Consider the following 19,362-nt stretch of genomic DNA (forward strand, 5'->3'; position numbering starts at 1 on the left):
TCTCTATTGCCTATCCACGGCCCACCAGTTCGAATTAGCCGGCACACGCTCTTGACGGCGCGTGGCAAGCCTGAACATCTATGCACCGTATATACTCTGATGGGCGATGATATCTCTAGCCCAAAGGGTAATCCCAAACGCAAAGAATTGACCATTGTTGCTGCTCATCGATAACTACGACAGCTTTACCTATAACCTTGTACACTATCTGGGGTCTTTGGGCGCGGATGTGCAGGTGCATCGCAATGATAAGCTAAGCACCGCCGATGCACTGGCGATGCGCCCCGCCGGTATCCTGCTGTCACCGGGCCCCTGTGATCCGGATCAGGCTGGTATCTGTCTGGAACTGACCAAAGCCGCTGCTGAAAACCATATCCCGCTGATGGGTGTGTGTCTGGGGCATCAAACCCTCGGACAGGCCTTTGGTGGCAAGGTTGTGCGCGCCGATGACATTGTCCACGGTAAGATGGGGCGGATGCACCACGATGGCACGGGTTTGTTTGCCGGGCTGCCCACACCTTTTGACGCAACCCGCTATCATTCGCTGGTTGTCGACCGCAACACCCTGCCCGACTCATTGCGTATCACCGCCGCCCTAGAGGATGGCACGATCATGGGGCTGCAGCATCGCGAACTGCCGATGCACGGCGTCCAGTTCCACCCGGAATCGATCCGGTCTGAACATGGTCATGCCCTTTTGCAGAACTTTCTGAATACCCTACAGGTGCCCGCATGAGTGAAGCCTTAAAACCCCTGATCGATGCGGCGGCCAACGGGCCGCTAACCCGCGCGCAAGCCGCCGAAGCCTTTGAAATCCTGTTTGACGGCGAAGCCACCCCCAGCCAGATCGGCGGCCTGTTGATGGCATTGCGCACGCGTGGTGAAACCGTGGACGAATACGCCGCGGCGGCCTCTGTTATGCGGGCGAAATGCAACGCGGTAAAAGCCCCCGCTGGCGCGATGGACATCGTTGGCACCGGGGGTGACGGCAAAGGCACATTGAACATCTCAACCGCAACCGCCTTTGTGGTGGCCGGTGCCGGTGTGGTTGTTGCCAAACACGGGAACCGCAACCTGTCGTCGAAATCCGGTGCCGCAGATGCGCTGACGCAGATGGGTCTGAATGTCATGGTTGGCACATCGGTGGTCGAACGGGAACTGGCCGAAGCCGGTATCGGATTCATGATGGCCCCGATGCATCATCCGGCAATCGCCCATGTGATGCCAACCCGGTCCGAGCTGGGCACCCGTACAATTTTCAATATTCTTGGCCCCTTGACCAACCCGGCCAGTGTTAAACGCCAGCTTACCGGAGCCTACCGGCGCGACCTGATCCGCCCGATGGCAGAAACCCTGCAAGCGCTCGGGTCGGAAAGGGCGTGGCTGGTTCATGGATCGGACGGTACCGACGAATTGACCATCACCGGCGTCAGCTGGGTCAGCGGGCTGGAAAACGGCACAGTCAGCGATTTCGAACTCCACCCCGAAGATGCCGGTCTGCCGGTGCATCCGTTTGAAGACATCATCGGCGGCACCCCCGAAGAAAACGCTCGTGATTTCAAGGCACTGTTGGAAGGAGAAGTTTCAGCCTACCGCGACGCCGTCTTGTTGAACTCTGCCGCCGCTCTGGTGGTTGCCGATGCCGCCAGCGATCTGAAAACTGGCGTCGAGATGGCCAGTGCAAGCATCGATTCCGGTGCCGCAAAAGAGAAGCTGACCCGCGTCGCGGCGGTGTCTCAACAGAAATGACCCGCTTTGATCTGTCCCGCTTGGGCGGCTGGGCAGACCTGCCGTTTTTCACCGATGCCCTGCCCGCGATCGAAACCGCGTTGGCGGGTGAAACACGCCCTATCTTTCCCCCAGCAGATCAGGTGTTTCACGCGCTGGAACGCACCCAGCCGCAAGACACCCGCGTTGTGATCATCGGTCAGGACCCCTATCACACGCCGGGCAAGGCAGATGGTCTGGCCTTTTCAATCCCGCAGGATTTCGGCGGACGGCTGGACAGTCTGGGCAATATCTTGAAGGAGATCGAAAGTGATCTTGGCGTGCTGCGCACCCGCACCGATCTGGGGGATCTGGCGGATCAGGGGGTGCTGCTGCTCAACACCGCGCTGACCGTGCCGCAAGGGGCGGCCAAAGCCCATGCAAAACTCGGCTGGAGCCATCTGGTGCAAGATGTGCTTGCCCGTCTGGCCGACAGGCCCCGCGCCTATCTTCTATGGGGTGGCCCTGCACAGAAAGCCGCGAAAAAGGTCAGCACCACAGGCAATCTCAAGATCGAAACCGCCCACCCCTCGCCGCTGTCCGTTTATCGCGGTTTTTTCGGCTCCCGCCCCTTTAGTCGCACCAATGCGTGGTTGCAGACACAGGGTCTGGAGGCCATAAACTGGGGCAACCCGGAGGAACGATGACCGATACCATCCTAGATAAAATCAAAGCCTACAAGCTTGAAGAAGTGGCCGCTGACAAAGCAGCCAAACCATTGGCCGAAGTCGAGGCCGAAGCGCAGGCCGCCGGCCCCGTGCGTCCCTTTACGGATGCCTTGCACGCCGCCGGCCGCGAGGGGTACGGGCTGATCGCTGAGATCAAAAAAGCCAGTCCGTCCAAAGGGTTGATCCGCGAGGATTTCGACCCCGCGACCTTGGCTCAGGCCTATGCCGCAGGTGGGGCGACCTGTTTGTCGGTTTTGACCGACACGCCCAGTTTTCAGGGCGCAAAGGAATTCCTCGTCGCGGCCCGTGCAGCCTGTGATCTGCCGGCCCTGCGCAAAGACTTCATGTATGACACCTATCAGGTGGCTGAGGCCCGCGCGCTTGGCGCGGATTGTATCCTGATCATCATGGCCTCTGTCTCGGATGCACAGGCCTTGGAACTTGAGGACTGCGCCACCCGTTGGGGCATGGACGCATTGATCGAAGTGCATGACGCGGAAGAGCTGGAACGGGCCAGCCACCTGAACAGCACGATGATTGGCATAAACAATCGAAATCTCAAGACCTTCGAAACCTCCCTTGATGTGACGCGCCAGCTGTCCAAGCGGGTCCCTGCGGACCGGATGATCGTGAGTGAATCCGGCTTAAACACGCCGCAAGACCTTGCCGACATGGCTCAATTTGGCGCACGCAGTTTCCTGATCGGCGAAAGCCTGATGCGCCAAAGCGATGTGACACAAGCCACCCTCGATCTCTTGAACAACCCACTGACCTCCGGAGGCATGTAATGGCACTGACCCATTTTGATGCCAAGGGTGACGCCCATATGGTCGATGTATCGGAAAAAGCGGTGACATCGCGTATTGCCGTGGCCGAGAACCACATCAAGATGAACCGTGAGACCTTTGAGATCATTACAGAGGGACGCGCAAAAAAGGGTGACGTTCTGGGTGTCGCGCGGTTGGCTGGCATCATGGCTGCCAAACGCACATCGGATCTGATCCCGCTCTGTCACCCCCTTCCAATTACCAAGGTCAGTGTTGATCTGGAACCCGACACCAGCCTGCCGGGCATCCGTGTTACCGCGACGGTAAAGACAACCGGTCAGACCGGTGTCGAAATGGAAGCGCTGACAGCGGCCTCAGTAACCGCATTGACCGTTTACGATATGTCCAAAGCCGTCGATAAGACCATGGAAATCAGCGGCTTGCGCGTTGTCTTGAAAGACGGCGGAAAATCGGGCCGGTTTGAAGCCACATGATATCAGTTGAAGAGGCCCGCGCCGCCGTTCTGGCCCTTGCAGCGCCGCTCGGGGTTGAACATGTGTCGCTGCGCGAGGCCGCCGGTCGTGTGCTGGCGCAGGACGTGGCCGCCAGCCGCACACAACCGCCATTTGCCGCCTCGTCGATGGATGGCTACGCTTTGCGCCGCGCCGAAGTTGAACCGGACGCCATGTTCAAAGTGGTGGGCGAAGCCGCTGCCGGTCACCGGTTTGACGGCGCAGTTAAGGCCGGTCAGGCAGTGCGTATTTTTACTGGCGCACCAGTTCCCGAAGGGGCCGATTTTGTTGTGATTCAAGAGGATGTGACCCGTCGCGGCGACCTGATCACCCTTGGCCACAAAATTGGCGACAAAGACAACATACGCCCTGCTGGCGGTGATTTCAGCGCTGGCCAGACCGTCAGCGCACCGCTGTTGCTGCGCTCTACCGACATTGCCCTACTGGCCGCGATGAACATCGCAACCGTGCCTGTAACGCGCAAACCTATTGTTGCGATCCTTGCCACCGGCGACGAATTGGTTCAGCCGGGCGAAACCGCCGGTGCCGACCAGATCGTGGCCTCCAATAGCTTTGGCCTTGCCGCCATGCTGGAAGGATTAGGAGCGCAAGCCCGTCTGCTGCCAATTGCCCGCGATACCGAAGCTTCGTTGAAACAGGCCTTCAGTCTGGCAAAAGGCGCGGACCTGATTGTGACCATTGGCGGGGCATCAGTTGGCGATCATGATCTGGTGGCCCCGGTTGCCGCCGCATTGGGCATGGAACAAAGTTTTTACAAAGTAGCGATGCGCCCCGGCAAACCCTTGATGGCAGGCCGGCTGGGCGACATGGCGATGATCGGTCTGCCCGGCAATCCGGTATCCGCAATGGTCTGCGGCAAGGTTTTTGTTGCACCGCTGGTGCGCAAAATGCTGGGGCTGGGGACCGCGGAACCTGAAATGCGCAGCGCACCGCTGGCCTGCGACATGCCCGCCAACGGTCCGCGTGCCCATTACATGCGCGCACGCCTGATCGACGGCAAACTGCACCCCGATATCCGTCAGGACAGCTCTTTGCTCACGGTGCTGGCGACGGCTGATGCCCTGCTGGTGCGGCCGGTCAACGATCCACCCCGCGCCGCCGGCGATAATCTAGGCTATATCCCGCTTTAGACCAGCACACACGACAGGCGTTGACACAAAACAAGAACATCCCTAGAACAAATGAAAACCATTTGTCAAAAGGGGCTGGCCATGCTGACCAAAAAACAACTCGATCTTTTGGCCTTCATTCATAAACGCGTACAGCGCGACGGCGTCCCGCCCAGCTTTGATGAAATGAAGCTGGCGCTTGATCTGCGGTCTAAATCGGGCATCCACCGGTTGATCACGGCCCTTGAAGAACGCGGCTTTATCCGGCGTCTGGCCCATCGCGCCCGCGCCATCGAGGTTGTGAAATTACCTGAAAGCCTTGGCGGGACCCCGAACCCCGGATTTACCCCCCGCGTGATTGAGGGCGACCGCCCCGACACCCCACCGCCAGCAGAGGACATGCCGGTGGGCGGTGCCAGTGCAATGAATGTGCCGGTGATGGGCAAGATTGCCGCCGGTGTCCCAATCGAAGCCATCAACCATATGACCCATTCCGTGACCGTGCCGTCAGGCATGATTGCGGGGTCTGGCGAACATTACGCGCTTGAAGTTAAGGGCGATTCCATGATCGAGGCCGGTATCAATGACGGTGATGTGGTTGTGATCCGCGAAACCGCGACCGCAGATGACGGTGATATTGTGGTGGCGCTGGTCGAGGATCACGAGGCGACCTTGAAGAGATTTCGCCGCAAAGGCGCGTCTATTGAGCTTGAAGCGGCAAACCCGGCGTATGAAACACGGGTATTCCCGTCGCATCTGGTCAAGGTTCAAGGCCGTTTGGTCGGGCTGATCCGCACCTATTGATCCGCGCTTAATTTTCTGGGGCCTGCGCTTTGGGCCAGTTGGTCCAAAGCCTGTCACCGGCGATATCGCGTGCGGTGGTGATCTGCCATCCCGCGTCTGCCTTTTGCATCGCGACGGCCCCTGTCTGTTTCAATCGGGTTGGGTCAAATACCATGCAGGGATGGCCGGACAAAACATCGGCCTTGATTGAGGCCACGATAATCTGGCCAGCCCTGCATCCCGGAAAACCCGCCAGCGCCCGTTTGCCTGACAAATGCACAACCTCGCCGCCTTGCCAGAGCTTGGCCGCTGCTTCCTGTGTGCCGCCAGCTCCGTCATTCTCCAACCAGTTGCGGGCCACAAACCCCGCCCCTTTCGCATTGCTCAGCGCGCGCCCCTGCTCTGTCATCACCCCCACCAATGTGCCGGTGTCAGAAATCAGCAGTTCAGGACGCACCGCCCCGTGCCACAAGACAAAGCTGAGGGCCATGGCAGGCACACCGATCCATCGCAACCGCCCCTGCCACAGGACCAACATCAAAAAGCCGAGTGCCAGCAGCGGCAGAACCCAGGGCCCCGGGCTGACAATATGTCCGCGCGCCCCGTTCAGCGCCGACACGGCCCGGGCGACGCCAAGGATCCAGTCAAGGCCCAGCCCCATCAGCCCCAACCCAATCCAGTCCAATCCAAGAGGGGCCAATATCAAGGCAAGCACGGCAGAAGGAATGATTAATACACCCATCAAGGGCACCGAAGCGAGGTTCGCAATCAGCCCATATTGCGCAAAAGCATTGAAATGCGCCGCCGCAATCGGGGCTGTCGCCAGCCCCGCAACAGCAGAAGAAACCACCGCGGCGAATACCGGCTTTGCCCATCCCGGCAACCAGTTTCGATCCTTCCCACGCAGCCAGCCAAATACTGCGACAAGTGCTGTCGTCGCGGCAAAAGACATCTGGAACCCCGGCCCCATTAAGGCCTCGGGGCGTAAGACCAGTACAATGATCGCCGCCACGGCAACCGCGCGCAATGAAATCGCCCGCCGCCCGATCATTAACGCCGCAAGGGCAACCGCGACCATAATGAACGCGCGCTGCGTGGCGACATTGCCCCCAGACAGCGCAAGATACCCCGCCGCCGCCGCCAAGGCACCGATCGCCGCAATACCTTTGGTCGGCCAGCGCAGTGCCGGCACCGGATGGGCGGCAAGCAACAGGCGCAAGCTGGCAAAGACAAAAGCCGTTAACAACCCCATGTGCAAACCGGAAATCGCCAGCAAATGGGCAAGATTGCTGACCCTGAGCGCCGTTAGCGCATCCTGACTGATGGCGCTGCGGTCGCCTGTGGTAATCGCCGCAGCGAAGCCGCTGGTATCCCCGGACAGACGGGTTTGGATATGAGCGGATGCTGCCATGCGGATCCGGAAAACCGTCAGGCCCGCGTGGCCTTCGCTGGCCTGAGCCACCCCCATTAAGGGCACGCGCGTATACCCGACGGCCCCCAGTCGCGCGAACCAGGCGTGGCGTTGAAAATCAAATCCCCCCGGTTCAACCGGACCGGCGGGCGGCGACAAATGTGCCGTGGTCATCACCCGCAGCCCCGGTTCCGGCGTGATCCCTGCGGGCCCTTTGCCATGCAGCGACACCCGAACCCGCTGCGGCGTGCGGTGGGGTGGGATATTATCAAGACGCACCCGGTCCAGCGTCAGACGCAGGGCATCAGACTGGCTGCGGTCCATGGCGATGATCCGCCCCTCGACGGCACCGTAATAACGCCAGCTCAGCACCGGACCGGCGACCGAATGCGCCCGCGCACCGGCCAGAATGAAGCCGATCAGGCAAAGCCCAAGCCCCAGCGCAAAGGGTGACAAAGCTTCGGGTAGCACTTTGGTGACGCCCAGCAATGCCATCACCAACAGCACCCCCCAGAGATAAACCGGCCAGGCAGGTTCCCAACCCAGCGAAAAATAACAAGCGATGCCACAGGCCAGACAAACCGGCACCCATCCCAGCAAGGCACCGCGTTGCGCCAGCAAGGTGGTTTCGGCCCCGCCAGCCGCCTTTCGAACTGCGCCGCCGATGCCGGCCATGCTTGCTCCCGTTCACCGCACTGGATAGACAGGCCACAACACTAGCGGAACGATGGTTAGCGAAAGGTAAACGCGGCCCTGTTCCTGATAAATCCAGCTAAGGAAAGACCGCCATGACCACCCCCGTTGTCACCCGTTTCGCCCCGTCCCCCACCGGATTTCTGCATATTGGCGGTGCGCGGACCGCTCTGTTCAACTGGCTCTATGCCCGTGGCCGCGGCGGCCAGTTCCTGTTGCGTATCGAAGACACCGACCGCGCACGGTCCACCCCCGAAGCCACCGCAGCGATCATGCAAGGCATGGCATGGCTGGGGCTGGACCATGATGGCGACATCGTAAGCCAGTTCGACAATGCCCCCCGCCACGCCGAAGTGGCGCTGGACCTGTTGGCACAGGGCAAGGCCTATAAGTGTTTCGCCACACAGGAAGAAATCAGCGCCTATCGTGACGCGGCCAAGGCCGAAGGCAAAAGCACGCTTTATCATTCGCCATGGCGCGATGCGGACGCCGCGGATCACCCCGACGCGCCTTACGTGGTGCGCATCAAAGCCCCACAGAGCGGCACCACTGTGATCCGCGACGAGGTTCAGGGCGACGTGACGATCCAGAACAGCACCCTTGATGACATGGTTCTGTTACGTTCGGATGGCACCCCTGTTTACATGCTGGCTGTTGTTGTGGACGATCATGATATGGGAGTGACACATGTGGTACGCGGAGATGACCACCTGAACAATGCCGCACGCCAGATGATGATCTATGACGCAATGGGCTGGGATGTACCTGTTTGGGCGCATATCCCACTGATCCATGGCGATGACGGCAAAAAGCTGAGCAAACGTCACGGCGCATTGGGCGCGCAGGAATATCAGGTCATGGGCTATCCCGCTGCTGGAATGCGCAATTATCTGGCCCGCCTGGGTTGGAGCCACGGCGACGACGAATTTTTCACAGATGCACAGGCACTTGAGTGGTTTGACCTGAATGGCATCCGCAAAAGCCCGGCACAATTTGACCTGAAAAAGCTGGAAAATATCTGTGGGCAGCACATTGCAACCACAAGTGACGCTGCGTTGCGGCGCGAATGTGAGGCATTTTTAGAGGCCGCGGGCCGGCCCGCCCTTACCCCGCAACAAAGTGAAGGATTTGAAAAGGCGCTCTATTGCCTAAAAGAACGGGCAAAGACCTTGCCGGAACTCCTTGAAAAAGCACATTTTGTCCTAACATCCCGACCAATCGCGCCTGATGAGAAGGCCACCAAAAATCTCGACAATGTATCCCGTGGTATGCTGAGCGAATTGACGCCGCAGTTGCAAAATGTTAGCTGGGACAAAGAAACACTGGAAGAGGTGATGAACAGCTTTGCGGCTGCGAAAGACACCAAATTCGGAAAACTCGCGGGGCCCCTTCGGGCGGCACTTGCAGGGCGCGCCGTAACCCCATCTGTTTATGACATGATGCTTGTGTTGGGGCACGATGAGACCCTCGCCCGATTGGGTGACGCTGCGGGTTGAGAAGCGGTTAACCACTTCTCAACAGGGCAGGAAGATAAGAGATGGAATGGCCCCTTTTGACGGGCCAAGCCCCAGACAGCAGGCAGAAAGCCTGCTGCCAACCGGACGAAAGGGACCGCATGACAGAGAGTACGAAATCCGCAACGCTGACCATTGATGGCAAGACCTACGATCTTCCCATATTCTCGCCGACAGCCGGCCCCGACGTGATCGACATCCGCAAGCTTTATGCGCAAGCCGATGTCTTTACCTATGATCCCGGCTTTACCTCGACTGCCGCATGCGACAGCAGGATCACCTTTATTGATGGCGAAGAAGGTGTATTGCTGCATCGTGGTTATCCGATTGACCAGTTGGCAGGCAAATCTCACTATCTCGAAGTATGTTACCTGCTGCTTTACGGTGAGCTGCCCTCCCCCGCAGAGCTGGAAGATTTCGAAAGCCGCGTGACCAACCACACGATGCTGCACGAACAGATGATGTATCTGTTCCGCGGGTTCCGCCGTGACGCCCACCCGATGGCGATTATGGTTGGCGTTGTTGGCGCAATGTCAGCATTTTACCACGACAGCACCGATATCACAGACGAATGGCAGCGCGAGGTCGCAACGATCCGCCTGATCGCCAAAATGCCGACCATCGCGGCGATGGCCTATAAGTACACCATCGGCCAGCCTTTCGAATATCCGCGCAACGATCTGGATTATGCCTCCAACTTCCTGCGTATGTGTTTCGGCGTCCCTGCCGAGGATTACGTTGTTGACCCGATCCTCAGCCGCGCGATGGACCGCATCTTTACCCTTCATGCGGATCACGAGCAGAATGCATCAACCTCGACAGTGCGTCTGGCCTCGTCCTCGGGCGCGAACCCCTTTGCCTGTATCGCGGCGGGTATTGCCTGCCTTTGGGGCCCCGCGCATGGTGGTGCCAACCAAGCCTGCCTTGAAATGCTCAAGGAAATCGGCACGCCCGACCGCATTCCCGAATTCATCGCCCGCGCCAAGGACAAGAATGATCCGTTCCGCCTGATGGGCTTTGGTCACCGCGTTTACAAAAACCACGACCCGCGTGCCACCGTGATGAAGGAGAGCGCAGACGAGGTTCTGGAACTGCTTGGTGTTGAAAACAACCCCGTCCTTCAGGTCGCAAAAGAACTGGAGAAAGCAGCGCTTGCCGATCCGTACTTTGCGGAAAAGAAGCTGTTCCCGAACGTGGACTTCTATTCCGGCGTCATTCTGGAGGCGATGGGCTTCCCGACCTCGATGTTCACCCCGATCTTTGCGCTGTCGCGCACCGTTGGCTGGATTTCGCAGTGGAAAGAAATGATCGCGGATCCACAGAACAAAATCGGCCGCCCGCGCCAGCTGTATCTGGGCGAGACAAGCCGCGATTACGTGGACATCGAAAACCGCTGATCCGCTTTATATTTAATTCTGAAACGCCCCGCTTCGTCCGGGGCGTTTTTACGTTTGGCTGTTTACCAAGCGGCAACAAATCCGCCTCGGCGCGGTTAAATTATGGCAGACCTGCCGCATTTACGATCCGAATCATTTTGATACGAATCCCATTTTAGGCGTGGAAATAGGCGGAAATCCCGAGAATTGTTTCACCAGCAATTGCTGGGATCGAAACGGAACGACCTGAAATAAGGCACAATGAAGGCATTGTTTCGCCCCCCACGACAATCCATGCCCTGTCATTGACGCTTGCTGTGCGCTGCCGTTAGCGTGCCATTAACACATCGAAGGAAGCCCCATGTTTGTTGCGTTAACCGTGATTTTGTCTTGTTTAATCATTACCGACATTGCCCTGCGCAGCTATGACGCGCGGCGCTCAGCACGGGTACAGGCCCGCATCAAACGCAGCATTAACCGGAGTAATGACACATGAGCCGCGATATCTATGGCGGCGCGTTGCGCTGGGAAAATGCGACAGGACTGATGTCGGCCAAGCAGAACAGCCCGCTTGCCCCGCAAGGGGCATTTGTGCCCGATACCATGCATGACTGTGATCAAGTCGCAGTGGTCTATAACAAGGGTGAAACACCGCCAGAGATCACCATCAAACAGGTCTCGGGTTCTGTACACACGGTGCTGGCAGACGGCGTCGCGGTGGCGGTCATTGCACGGGCCGCCGGCCCTGCTGTTTGCGCCGAAGACGTGCTTTTGGTCGAACGTTCGATCTAGCCGAAATAGCTGTCCCGCCGCTACAGGTCGGGACAGCCACGCCTATGTATAGGCCTCGGACTTAACGTCCTTCGAAGGTCGCCGGGCGTTTTTCGATAAAGGCCAAAACCCCTTCTTTAAAGTCGCGCGACTGGCCGCAAACGCCCTGCGCCTGACCTTCCAGTGTTAGCTGCTCTTCAAAAGTGTTGTCCCACGCGCCCCGGATCACGTTTTTCACTTCGCTATATGCAATCGTTGGCCCCGCAGCCAAATGCGCCGCCTTGCCACGCCAGTTGGCGTCAAACTCTGCGTCTGGCACCGCCTCCCAGATCATGCCCCAATCGTCGGCCTGACGGGCGCTGATCTTATCGGCAAACAAGGCGGCCCCCATGGCTTTGGCCGTTCCCATGGAACGGGGCAACACATAGGTACCACCGGCATCCGGGATCAGGCCAATGCGTGTAAAGGCCTGAAGGAAATAGGCCGATTCCGTTGCGATAACGACATCCGCTGCCAGTGCAAGGTTTGCACCCGCCCCTGCCGCTGGTCCGTTAACCGCCGCAATTGTAGGCACCGGACAGTTCACAATGGCGCGCAGCATCGGCGCATATTCGTCTCGCAATGTGCGCTCCATGTCCATGGAAGAGCCGCCCGTGCTATCGCCAAGGTCCTGCCCGGAACAAAACGCCCGCCCTTCACCAGTGATGACCAGTACCCGACCATCCTTGCCGCCCTGCGTCGCAGCATGGGCAATCTCTGCCCGCATCTGCGTCGTCAGCGCATTCATCTTATCGGCGCGCGACAGGGTAATAAGCGCAATGTCGTTCTCAACGGTATAGGTGATGGTCTGATAGTCCATAATCGAGCGTCCTTTTTGGGCAATTTTGCACAGTGTTACCAAAGCAGGTGCAGGTCACCAGCGAAACCGGACGTCATCCGCAGATTTACGGGCTCAGCGCCCCAGAATATCGTCCAACCGCGCCTGTTCCGCCTCGCTCAACGGTTGATCGCTGCCCGGACGCCCCCGCGCCCGTCCCCTCAGATAGGCAATGCCGACGCCGCCAGCCAGCAGTAACATCAGCGGCCCCGCCCCCCAAAGCAACCAGTTAGCCCCGCTGGCAGGCGGATTAAGCAAAACAAATTCGCCATAACGCGCCACGATGAAATCCACCGCTTCAGTGTCGCTGTCCCCGGCGACCAGACGTTCCCGCACTAGCAGGCGCAGATCACGTGCAAGGGTGGCATTGCTTTCGTCGATACTTTCGTTCTGGCACACCAGACAACGCAGCCCCTTGGACAGGTCCCGCGCCCGTTGCTCCAGCACCGGATCGTCAAGGATTTCGTCAGGCTGAACCGCCCAAAGCGGCGAAGCCGCCAGCATAAACAGCAGAACAAGGTGTTTCATTGTGCTGGCACCTGCGCCGGAGACCGCTTGCCGGAGGCACCGGCAGCCACACGGAACCGTCGATCGGTCAAGCTGAGCAAGCCGCCCAACGCCATCAACGCCGCGCCGATCCAGATCCAGTTGGTCATTGGTTTGATATAGGTGCGCACAGTCCAGCCGCCATTATCTTGTTGATCCCCAATCACCACATAAACATCCCGGATCAGGTCATAGTCGATCCCGGCTTCTGTGGTGGGCATTTGGGCAACCGGATAAAACCGTTTTTCGGGGCGCAATTCGGCGACAAATCCCCCCCCGTCACGCAGGGTCAGCACCCCCATTGTCGACAGGTAATTCGGCCCGCGCACTTCTTGCACATCCGTCAGGGTCAGTTCGTATTTGCCAACGTTCCACGGCTGGTTCATCTGCACCGCGCGGATGTCGTCCTGCGTCCAGGCGGTCAGCCCTGCAATACCGGCCATGGTGACCCCTAGCCCTGCATGCGCCGTTGCCTTGCCCCAATCAGCACGCGGTAAACGCGCCAAGCGGCGCAGCCGGTCTGGCCCGCGCCCGGTGCGTTGCACCAGCTCAACAACAACGCCCATCACCAGCCAAGCGCCTAAAAACAGGCCAATCGGCCCGATCAGGCTGCGACCGGACTGCATCGCATAGGTTAATCCACCAACGGCCAGCGCCAAGAGAAACACATAACGGAAAGGGCGCATTGCCTTGAAAAGATTCGCCCTTTTCCACGGCATCACCGACCCGACCGGCAAAATGACCCCAAGCGCCACCATGAAGGGCGTAAAGGCCGCGTTAAAGAACGGTGGCCCTACACTCAGTTTGCGGTCAAAAAACATCTCGGCCACCAGCGGCCACATTGTGCCAACAAAAACCACAAAACAGGCAACGGCCAGCAACATGTTATTCACCACCAACGCGGATTCGCGGCTGGCAAGGGCAAACACCCCTTTGGCTTCCATCGCGCCAGCCCGCAGCGTGAACAGCACCAAGGCACCGCCCATGAAAAATCCGAGGATCAGCAAAATCCAGATGCCACGCTCCGGATCATTTGCGAAAGCATGTACCGACGTCAGCAGCCCCGAACGCACAATAAATGTACCGATCAAAGAAAACCCGAAAGCAAGGATCGCCAAAAGGATGGTCCAGCTTTTCAGCGCTTCGCGTTTCTCGACCACAATAGCAGAGTGAAGCAGCGCAGCCGCCAGAAGCCACGGCATAAAGGAAGCGTTTTCAACCGGATCCCAGAACCAGAAACCGCCCCAACCCAATTCGTAATAGGCCCACCAAGAGCCCAACGCGATGCCGATGGTCAGGAATATCCAGGCCGCCAATGTCCAGGGCCGCACCCAACGGCCCCATGCCGCATCTATACGCCCCTCCATCAATGCCGCCACGGCAAAGCTGAAGGTCATGCTCAGGCCGACATAGCCGAGATAAAGAAACGGCGGGTGGAATGCGAGCCCAGGATCTTGCAACAAAGGGTTCAGGTCCTGCCCGTCAAAAGGGGGCGTTTGCAGGCGCAAGAAAGGGTTGGAAGTGAATAGGATAAAGCCGAAAAAGGCGACAGCAATCGCCGCCTGCACGCTTAACACCCGCGCCCGCAACGTCGGTGGCAAGTTGCCGCCAAACCACGCCGCCATTGCGCCAAACAGGGTCACAATCAGTACCCAAAGCAACATTGACCCTTCGTGATTGCCCCATGTTCCGCTGATCTTATAGAGCATCGGTTTGGCGGAATGGCTGTTGGCCCAGACCACCTGCAAAGAGAAATCCGACACGATGAACGCCCACATCAAGGCCCCAAAGGCCAAGGCCGTCAGAGCAAACTGTGCCCCCGCAGCAGGTTCGGCAACGGCCATCCACCCCGACCAGTGTTTGCGGACACCAATTAATGGCACCACCATTTGCACAATGGCAACAAGGGCCGCGAGGATAAGGGCGAAATGTCCGAGTTCTGTAATCATGCCGCGAATATAGGCGGCATTTGCGCCCGCTGCTACGTCAATTCACCATGCGCAGGCGCCAAAGCGTCGCAGTCAGCCCCCTGTGCGCTTCCATGCCTCCAGTGCCGCGTTACCGGTCGGCGCGACTGCAGCCGTCAGCAACTGTGCATCCGGCGCGGTGTCAGCCACAGAAACACTTGCCGCACCCAGTGCCCGAATCTCAGAAATGTTATGCAGAACCTTCGGCACCCGTGAGACAGAGCCGACAATCTCGCGCTGGAACTCCTGCACTTTGACCTGATGGCGGGCCCCGAAATAGAACGACACGATCACCCCCAAGAGCCACCACAACGGCTCTGGTACCAGCGCAATTCCCTGCATCCGCTCGGCAAACCATAAGGGTGCAACCATCGCAGAGACGAACAACCCCAGCGTCCCCAGAGCCAATGCCGGACGCGGCAACCGGTTCACTCCGTCCATGAAGCGGTCAAACATCCCGCGCCGGGGCACCATAAATTCGCTACCAAACTGCTGCATCGCCTGCCCTTGCACGTCGGCACTACGCTGCGCCCCTGCTTCGGCGTTTTCGCGAAACACCTCGACCGTGTCGCGCAGCACATTGGACTGCCCGCCAAACACCATCGTTAACACCCGTTCGATCAATCCCATGCTGATACCCTTTGTTGAAAGGCCTGCGCGCTCAGGTGGTAACTGGGGGCGATGAACTCTTCCGCGCGTTTGATCCAGCCGCCCTTGCCGCCGGCCCTTGTGCGCGCATATTTCCGACTGGCCACTCGTTTGTCCGCCAGACGAAAATAATAGTTGCGCCGCGCAATGCCGTAGGCGTCCACCAGATGATCCGGTGCTGCCGCCATGGCCTGTCGCGCGGCGGCAATGCTCTGCGGGCCCAGCACGCCGTCGACGATCACGTTGATCTCCATGGCGCGTAAAAGCTGTTGCAGGATACGGATCGCGTTCGAACCGGCGTTGACATACATGTCAAATACCGAAGGCTGTAGCGGCTTTGGCAGGTCCCCGATCCGCGGCTTGTCAAAGTAATGTTCGATGAAGATATCGACCGCCTGTCGCCGGCTTAACGCTTTGACATCGCGAACATCGACCAGCCCGTCCCGGTTCAAATCAACGCCAAGGCGGCGCATGGTATGGATCGTCACACCAAAGTTCGTCGCCCCGCCCGGATCATCCGGATCATTCACAAAGCCCCCCTCGCGGGCGATGATTTCCTCTGCAATTTCCCTGACCGACACCATGCCACTGCCCTCACCGTTGTTCGCGGTGAGAAGCGCAGAAATTGGTTAACAAGATCAGGACGCAGCGACCGGTGTCAGCTGTCGGGCTCTACATAGACGCCCTGTTCCTTCAGCGCATCCACGACCTCTTTGGGCATGTATGTTTCATCATGTTTGGCAAGTATCTCAGTCGCTTCGAAGACACCGTTGATGTAACGCCCCGTGCCCACCATACCCTGTCCTTCTTCAAACAGGTCAGGCAACACACCGCGATAAGTCACCGGCACTGTTGCGCCGCCATCCGTCACACTGAAACTTACCGTTTCGCTCTCACCACGCACCAGGGTGCCCTCTTCGACCAAGCCCCCGATACGGAACACTTCAGAGGCCGCAGGCGGTTCCGCAATCACTTGCGACGGGGCACGGAAGAAGTTGATCCCGTCGCGCATCGCATAGCCTATCAAGGCGGTTGAGCCGATCAAGGCCACAACTGCCAGAGCGATAACTTGAATACGTCTTTGTTTCTTAAGGCTTTTCATGCCGCTCACGGAAATAGCGGGGCCATCATCAGCCCCTCGGTCTCCGCTATACCTAACATCAGATTGGCATTCTGCAATGCCTGCCCGCTGCTACCTTTTGTCAGGTTATCAAGGGCGGCCACAACAATTGCGCGCCCGGCAATGCGGTCTTGTACGACACCGACATGACAGAAGTTCGATCCGCGAATGTGCCGCGTGCTGGGGGCTTCGCCCAAGGGCAACACCTCGACAAAGGGTTCATCGGCATAGGTTTTTTGCAACTCTGCATGGATCGCCTGCGCGTCCCCTTTGACGTAACATGTCGCCAGAATGCCCCGGTTTGCCGGCACCAGATGTGGCGTAAACTGCACCTTAACGGGCCGGCCCGCCACAGCACTAAACTCCTGATCAAACTCGCCCAGATGCCGGTGCGTCCCGCCAACAGCATAAGCATGATACCCTTCGGACAACTCCGCGTGCAGCAGGTTTTCCTTAAGCGACCGCCCTGCCCCTGACACGGCGCATTTCAAATCCAAAATGATCTCATCCAGATCGATCAGCCCCGCCGCAATCAAAGGCCGCAAGGCAAGCTGCCCAGTCGCCGCATTACAACCTGTTCCGGCCACCAGACGCGCGCCTTTGATCTCTTCCCGATAGAACTCGGTCAGCCCGTACACCGCCTCGCCTTGTTGTGCCAAAGCCGAATGCGGGTTGCCGTACCATTTTTCATAGGCTTCCGGATCACGCAGCCGGAAATCCGCCGATAGGTCCACGATTTTGAGGTCACCGGGAAGCTTGGCAATCACCTCCTGCGAGGTCTTATGCGGCAAGGCGCAAAAGCAAAGGTCGATCTGCGAAAAATCAATATCGTCGATTGTCACAAGCTTGGGTAAATCCAGATGACGCAGATGCGGGAAGACATCGGCCATTGCCTGTCCTGCCTTGGAGTTTCCCCCCAAAGCTTTGATTTGCATAGATGAATGGCCGGCAATCAGCCGGATTAACTCTGCGCCAGTGTAACCGGACGCACCCAGAATGGCGATATTATACATGTTCTTGGTCCCTTGTTGGGGTTCGTTTAAGCGAAAATCAGGCGGCAGTGAAGCTGATTGGTCGTCGCAAAAACTGTGTCGCGCGAGAGGACACCCTGGCCGGATCACCCGTTGTCAGATAGGCCGTTTCCCCTGTGCCCAGCTTGTCAGGATGGCGCGCGATGTAATCCGCAAGGCTTTCCGCCACCAGATCAGCCTGACTATAGACGCTGACATCTTCGCCCAAAGCAGACTGAAAAATCTCTTGCATCAGCGGATAATGGGTACAGCCCAGAATGGCGGCATTCGGGTCGGGCATCTTGCGTTTCAAAGCATCTACATGACTGCGTACCAAAGCTTCGGCCAGGATATAGTCACCATCCTCGATCGCATCAACAACCCCACCACAGGCCTGCGCCTCGACATCGACACCGATGGCGCGAAACGCCAGTTCCCGCTGGAAAGCGCGACTGGACACGGTGGCAGGTGTCGCAAACAGCGCCACATGTTTTACCGCCACTTCGCGGGGCGGCGAATTGTCACCCCACTGCCGTTCTGTCAGCGCCTCAATAAGCGGTACAAAAACCCCCAGAACACGCTTGTCCTCTGGCACCCATGCCTCCTGCATCCGGCGCAGGGCTGCGGCCGAGGCGGTGTTGCAGGCGAGGATGACCAGATCACAACCGGCATCAAACAGACGCTGCGTTGCCGCTGTTGTCAGTGCGTAGATATCATCCGCCGTGCGCACCCCATAAGGCGCATGCGCACTGTCAGCGAGGTAAACAAACTCTACCTCCGGCAGCCGCTCCTGCACGGCCTGTAGAACGGTCAAACCGCCCAATCCACTGTCGAAAATGCCAATTGCCATGTTGCTCCAGCCCTTTCAGGCGCGATGATGTTCCTCAAATTCAAAGCCAAGTTCGGTTGTAACCAATGGCTCTGGCGACAACTCATAGGTGGCTTTGCGCAGAAAATCCATCATGGCTTTTGCATCTGCGGCAATTGGGTCCAATACGGTACGTTCCAGGGGCTGGCCGATGACCACCCGCACTGGCCTATCAACGCGTTTGCGGAACTCCTTGATCAACAATCCCATACGCAGATTCGGGTGCAGATGGCTGGCAATCTGGAACAGGCGACTGGTATGGCCATCAAAATAGACTGGCACCACAGTGGCGCGCGACTTGGCAATCATGCGGGCGGTGAAACTGCGCCAACACGGGTCCATTGGGCGGGAAAACGGCGTCGCAGCAGTACTGACCGTGCCGCCCGGAAACACCCCCACGGCACCACCCTGCGCCAGCAAGCCCAGCGCCTTGCGCCGTGTCGCAAGGTTCAGGGCCAAGGCCGCCTTATCTGTTTCGAAACTGATTGGCAGCAAATACGGGTTCAGATCGGCCGCGCGGTTAAACACCGCATTGGCCATGATCCTGAAATCGCTGCGTGTGCGTTCCATCAAATGGCCCAGCATCAATCCGTCAAGGATGCCATAAGGGTGATTGGCAATAAAGATTACCGGCCCCTGTCGCGGGATCAAATCCAATCTGCCGCCCACCACTTCAAGGCTCAGCCCGTACCGCCGCGACATGACCTCGAAAAAACTGCTGCCGGAACGCAGATCCTCTTCGTAGCCTTTGGCGCGATTAATCAATTGCAACCGGCCTGTGGTATTCTCCATCAACCGGATCAGCATCTTGCCCGATCTACTGGCAGCACTTGATGCATAGCTGAGGTCCGCTGCGCGGCTGGTTGTGGACGGCACTAAATCTGCTCCAAGGGACGGCTTTCCCCTCCCCTAGAGCAGATTTGTAACACCAACA

Annotated in this window: 21 protein-coding genes; 11 read left to right on the top strand and 10 right to left on the bottom strand. The window is 58.5% G+C overall.

All coding sequences use genetic code 11. The features are described 5' to 3' along the window. Window positions 1-154: 154 nt before the first annotated feature. From HKX44_RS05835 to lexA, 7 genes are all read left to right on the top strand, one after another. On the top strand, window positions 155-736 hold the full coding sequence (locus tag HKX44_RS05835; RefSeq protein WP_276150336.1) for an aminodeoxychorismate/anthranilate synthase component II: 582 nt from the start codon (window positions 155-157) through the stop codon (window positions 734-736). Next, window positions 733-1,749 (top strand): anthranilate phosphoribosyltransferase, encoded by a 1,017-nt coding sequence (gene trpD / locus HKX44_RS05840; RefSeq protein ID WP_276150337.1) that lies wholly within the window; start codon window positions 733-735, stop codon window positions 1,747-1,749. Before HKX44_RS05835 ends, trpD begins: the two co-directional genes overlap by 4 nt. Further along, on the top strand, window positions 1,746-2,414 hold the full coding sequence (locus tag HKX44_RS05845; protein ID WP_276150338.1) for a uracil-DNA glycosylase: 669 nt from the start codon (window positions 1,746-1,748) through the stop codon (window positions 2,412-2,414). Before trpD ends, HKX44_RS05845 begins: the two co-directional genes overlap by 4 nt. Further along, entirely contained in the window at window positions 2,411-3,223 is an 813-nt protein-coding gene (gene trpC, locus HKX44_RS05850; RefSeq protein WP_276150339.1) for an indole-3-glycerol phosphate synthase TrpC, read from the top strand. Before HKX44_RS05845 ends, trpC begins: the two co-directional genes overlap by 4 nt. Further along, window positions 3,223-3,696 carry a cyclic pyranopterin monophosphate synthase MoaC gene (gene moaC / locus HKX44_RS05855; RefSeq protein WP_276150340.1) on the top strand — a complete coding sequence of 158 codons (474 nt, stop codon included), beginning with the start codon at window positions 3,223-3,225 and terminating at the stop codon, window positions 3,694-3,696. Before trpC ends, moaC begins: the two co-directional genes overlap by 1 nt. Further along, complete coding sequence (gene glp / locus HKX44_RS05860) at window positions 3,693-4,865, top strand: gephyrin-like molybdotransferase Glp (protein WP_276150341.1); 1,173 nt, start codon at window positions 3,693-3,695, stop codon at window positions 4,863-4,865. Before moaC ends, glp begins: the two co-directional genes overlap by 4 nt. A gap of 81 nt (window positions 4,866-4,946) precedes the next feature. Then, on the top strand, window positions 4,947-5,648 hold the full coding sequence (lexA, locus tag HKX44_RS05865) for a transcriptional repressor LexA (protein ID WP_276150818.1): 702 nt from the start codon (window positions 4,947-4,949) through the stop codon (window positions 5,646-5,648). 7 nt (window positions 5,649-5,655) lie between these two features. Here lexA and HKX44_RS05870 read toward each other — a convergent pair whose 3' ends face one another. Next, on the bottom strand, window positions 5,656-7,713 hold the full coding sequence (locus HKX44_RS05870) for a ComEC/Rec2 family competence protein (protein WP_276150342.1): 2,058 nt from the start codon (window positions 7,711-7,713) through the stop codon (window positions 5,656-5,658). Between the two features lie 113 nt (window positions 7,714-7,826). Here HKX44_RS05870 and gltX point away from each other — a divergent pair, with 113 nt between their 5' ends. From gltX to HKX44_RS05890, 4 genes are all read left to right on the top strand, one after another. Continuing rightward, window positions 7,827-9,227, top strand: coding sequence for a glutamate--tRNA ligase (gltX, locus tag HKX44_RS05875; RefSeq protein ID WP_276150343.1), 1,401 nt, complete (start codon window positions 7,827-7,829; stop codon window positions 9,225-9,227). Between the two features lie 119 nt (window positions 9,228-9,346). Further along, on the top strand, window positions 9,347-10,642 hold the full coding sequence (locus HKX44_RS05880; RefSeq protein WP_276150344.1) for a citrate synthase: 1,296 nt from the start codon (window positions 9,347-9,349) through the stop codon (window positions 10,640-10,642). A 340-nt stretch (window positions 10,643-10,982) separates the two neighbouring features. Continuing rightward, window positions 10,983-11,117, top strand: coding sequence for a hypothetical protein (locus HKX44_RS05885; protein WP_276150345.1), 135 nt, complete (start codon window positions 10,983-10,985; stop codon window positions 11,115-11,117). Next, the gene (locus HKX44_RS05890; protein WP_276150346.1) at window positions 11,114-11,413 is read left to right on the top strand and encodes a hypothetical protein; all 300 of its coding nucleotides are present in this window, start codon (window positions 11,114-11,116) and stop codon (window positions 11,411-11,413) included. The genes HKX44_RS05885 and HKX44_RS05890 overlap by 4 nt, the downstream gene beginning before the upstream one ends. Window positions 11,414-11,474: 61 nt before the next feature. Here the strand turns inward: HKX44_RS05890 and HKX44_RS05895 are convergent, their stop codons facing one another. The 9 genes from HKX44_RS05895 to HKX44_RS05935 form a co-directional block, all read right to left on the bottom strand. Next, on the bottom strand, window positions 11,475-12,251 hold the full coding sequence (locus HKX44_RS05895) for an enoyl-CoA hydratase-related protein (protein ID WP_276150347.1): 777 nt from the start codon (window positions 12,249-12,251) through the stop codon (window positions 11,475-11,477). Window positions 12,252-12,344: 93 nt separating this feature from the next. Beyond that, window positions 12,345-12,797, bottom strand: a complete 453-nt coding sequence (locus HKX44_RS05900; RefSeq protein WP_276150348.1) for a cytochrome c-type biogenesis protein — start codon at window positions 12,795-12,797, stop codon at window positions 12,345-12,347. Then, the gene (locus HKX44_RS05905) at window positions 12,794-14,764 is read right to left on the bottom strand and encodes a heme lyase CcmF/NrfE family subunit (protein WP_276150349.1); all 1,971 of its coding nucleotides are present in this window, start codon (window positions 14,762-14,764) and stop codon (window positions 12,794-12,796) included. The genes HKX44_RS05900 and HKX44_RS05905 overlap by 4 nt, the downstream gene beginning before the upstream one ends. A gap of 72 nt (window positions 14,765-14,836) precedes the next feature. After that, a complete protein-coding gene (locus HKX44_RS05910; RefSeq protein WP_276150350.1) occupies window positions 14,837-15,412 on the bottom strand; it encodes a holin family protein in 576 nt (191 codons plus the stop codon). Next, window positions 15,403-16,014 carry a holin-associated N-acetylmuramidase gene (locus tag HKX44_RS05915; protein ID WP_276150351.1) on the bottom strand — a complete coding sequence of 204 codons (612 nt, stop codon included), beginning with the start codon at window positions 16,012-16,014 and terminating at the stop codon, window positions 15,403-15,405. Before HKX44_RS05915 ends, HKX44_RS05910 begins: the two co-directional genes overlap by 10 nt. A 74-nt stretch (window positions 16,015-16,088) precedes the next feature. After that, window positions 16,089-16,532: a cytochrome c maturation protein CcmE gene (ccmE, locus tag HKX44_RS05920; protein WP_276150819.1), complete on the bottom strand. Its 444-nt coding sequence runs from the start codon at window positions 16,530-16,532 to the stop codon at window positions 16,089-16,091. A 5-nt stretch (window positions 16,533-16,537) separates the two neighbouring features. Next, the gene (argC, locus tag HKX44_RS05925) at window positions 16,538-17,563 is read right to left on the bottom strand and encodes an N-acetyl-gamma-glutamyl-phosphate reductase (protein WP_276150352.1); all 1,026 of its coding nucleotides are present in this window, start codon (window positions 17,561-17,563) and stop codon (window positions 16,538-16,540) included. A gap of 37 nt (window positions 17,564-17,600) precedes the next feature. Beyond that, entirely contained in the window at window positions 17,601-18,410 is an 810-nt protein-coding gene (locus tag HKX44_RS05930) for an aspartate/glutamate racemase family protein (RefSeq protein ID WP_276150353.1), read from the bottom strand. Between the two features lie 15 nt (window positions 18,411-18,425). After that, window positions 18,426-19,304 (bottom strand): lysophospholipid acyltransferase family protein, encoded by an 879-nt coding sequence (locus HKX44_RS05935; protein WP_276150354.1) that lies wholly within the window; start codon window positions 19,302-19,304, stop codon window positions 18,426-18,428. Window positions 19,305-19,362: the final 58 nt, after the last annotated feature.

The sequence above is a fragment of the Sulfitobacter sp. M05 genome, assembly GCF_029285175.1.
In the GTDB taxonomy this organism is placed as follows: domain Bacteria; phylum Pseudomonadota; class Alphaproteobacteria; order Rhodobacterales; family Rhodobacteraceae; genus Sulfitobacter.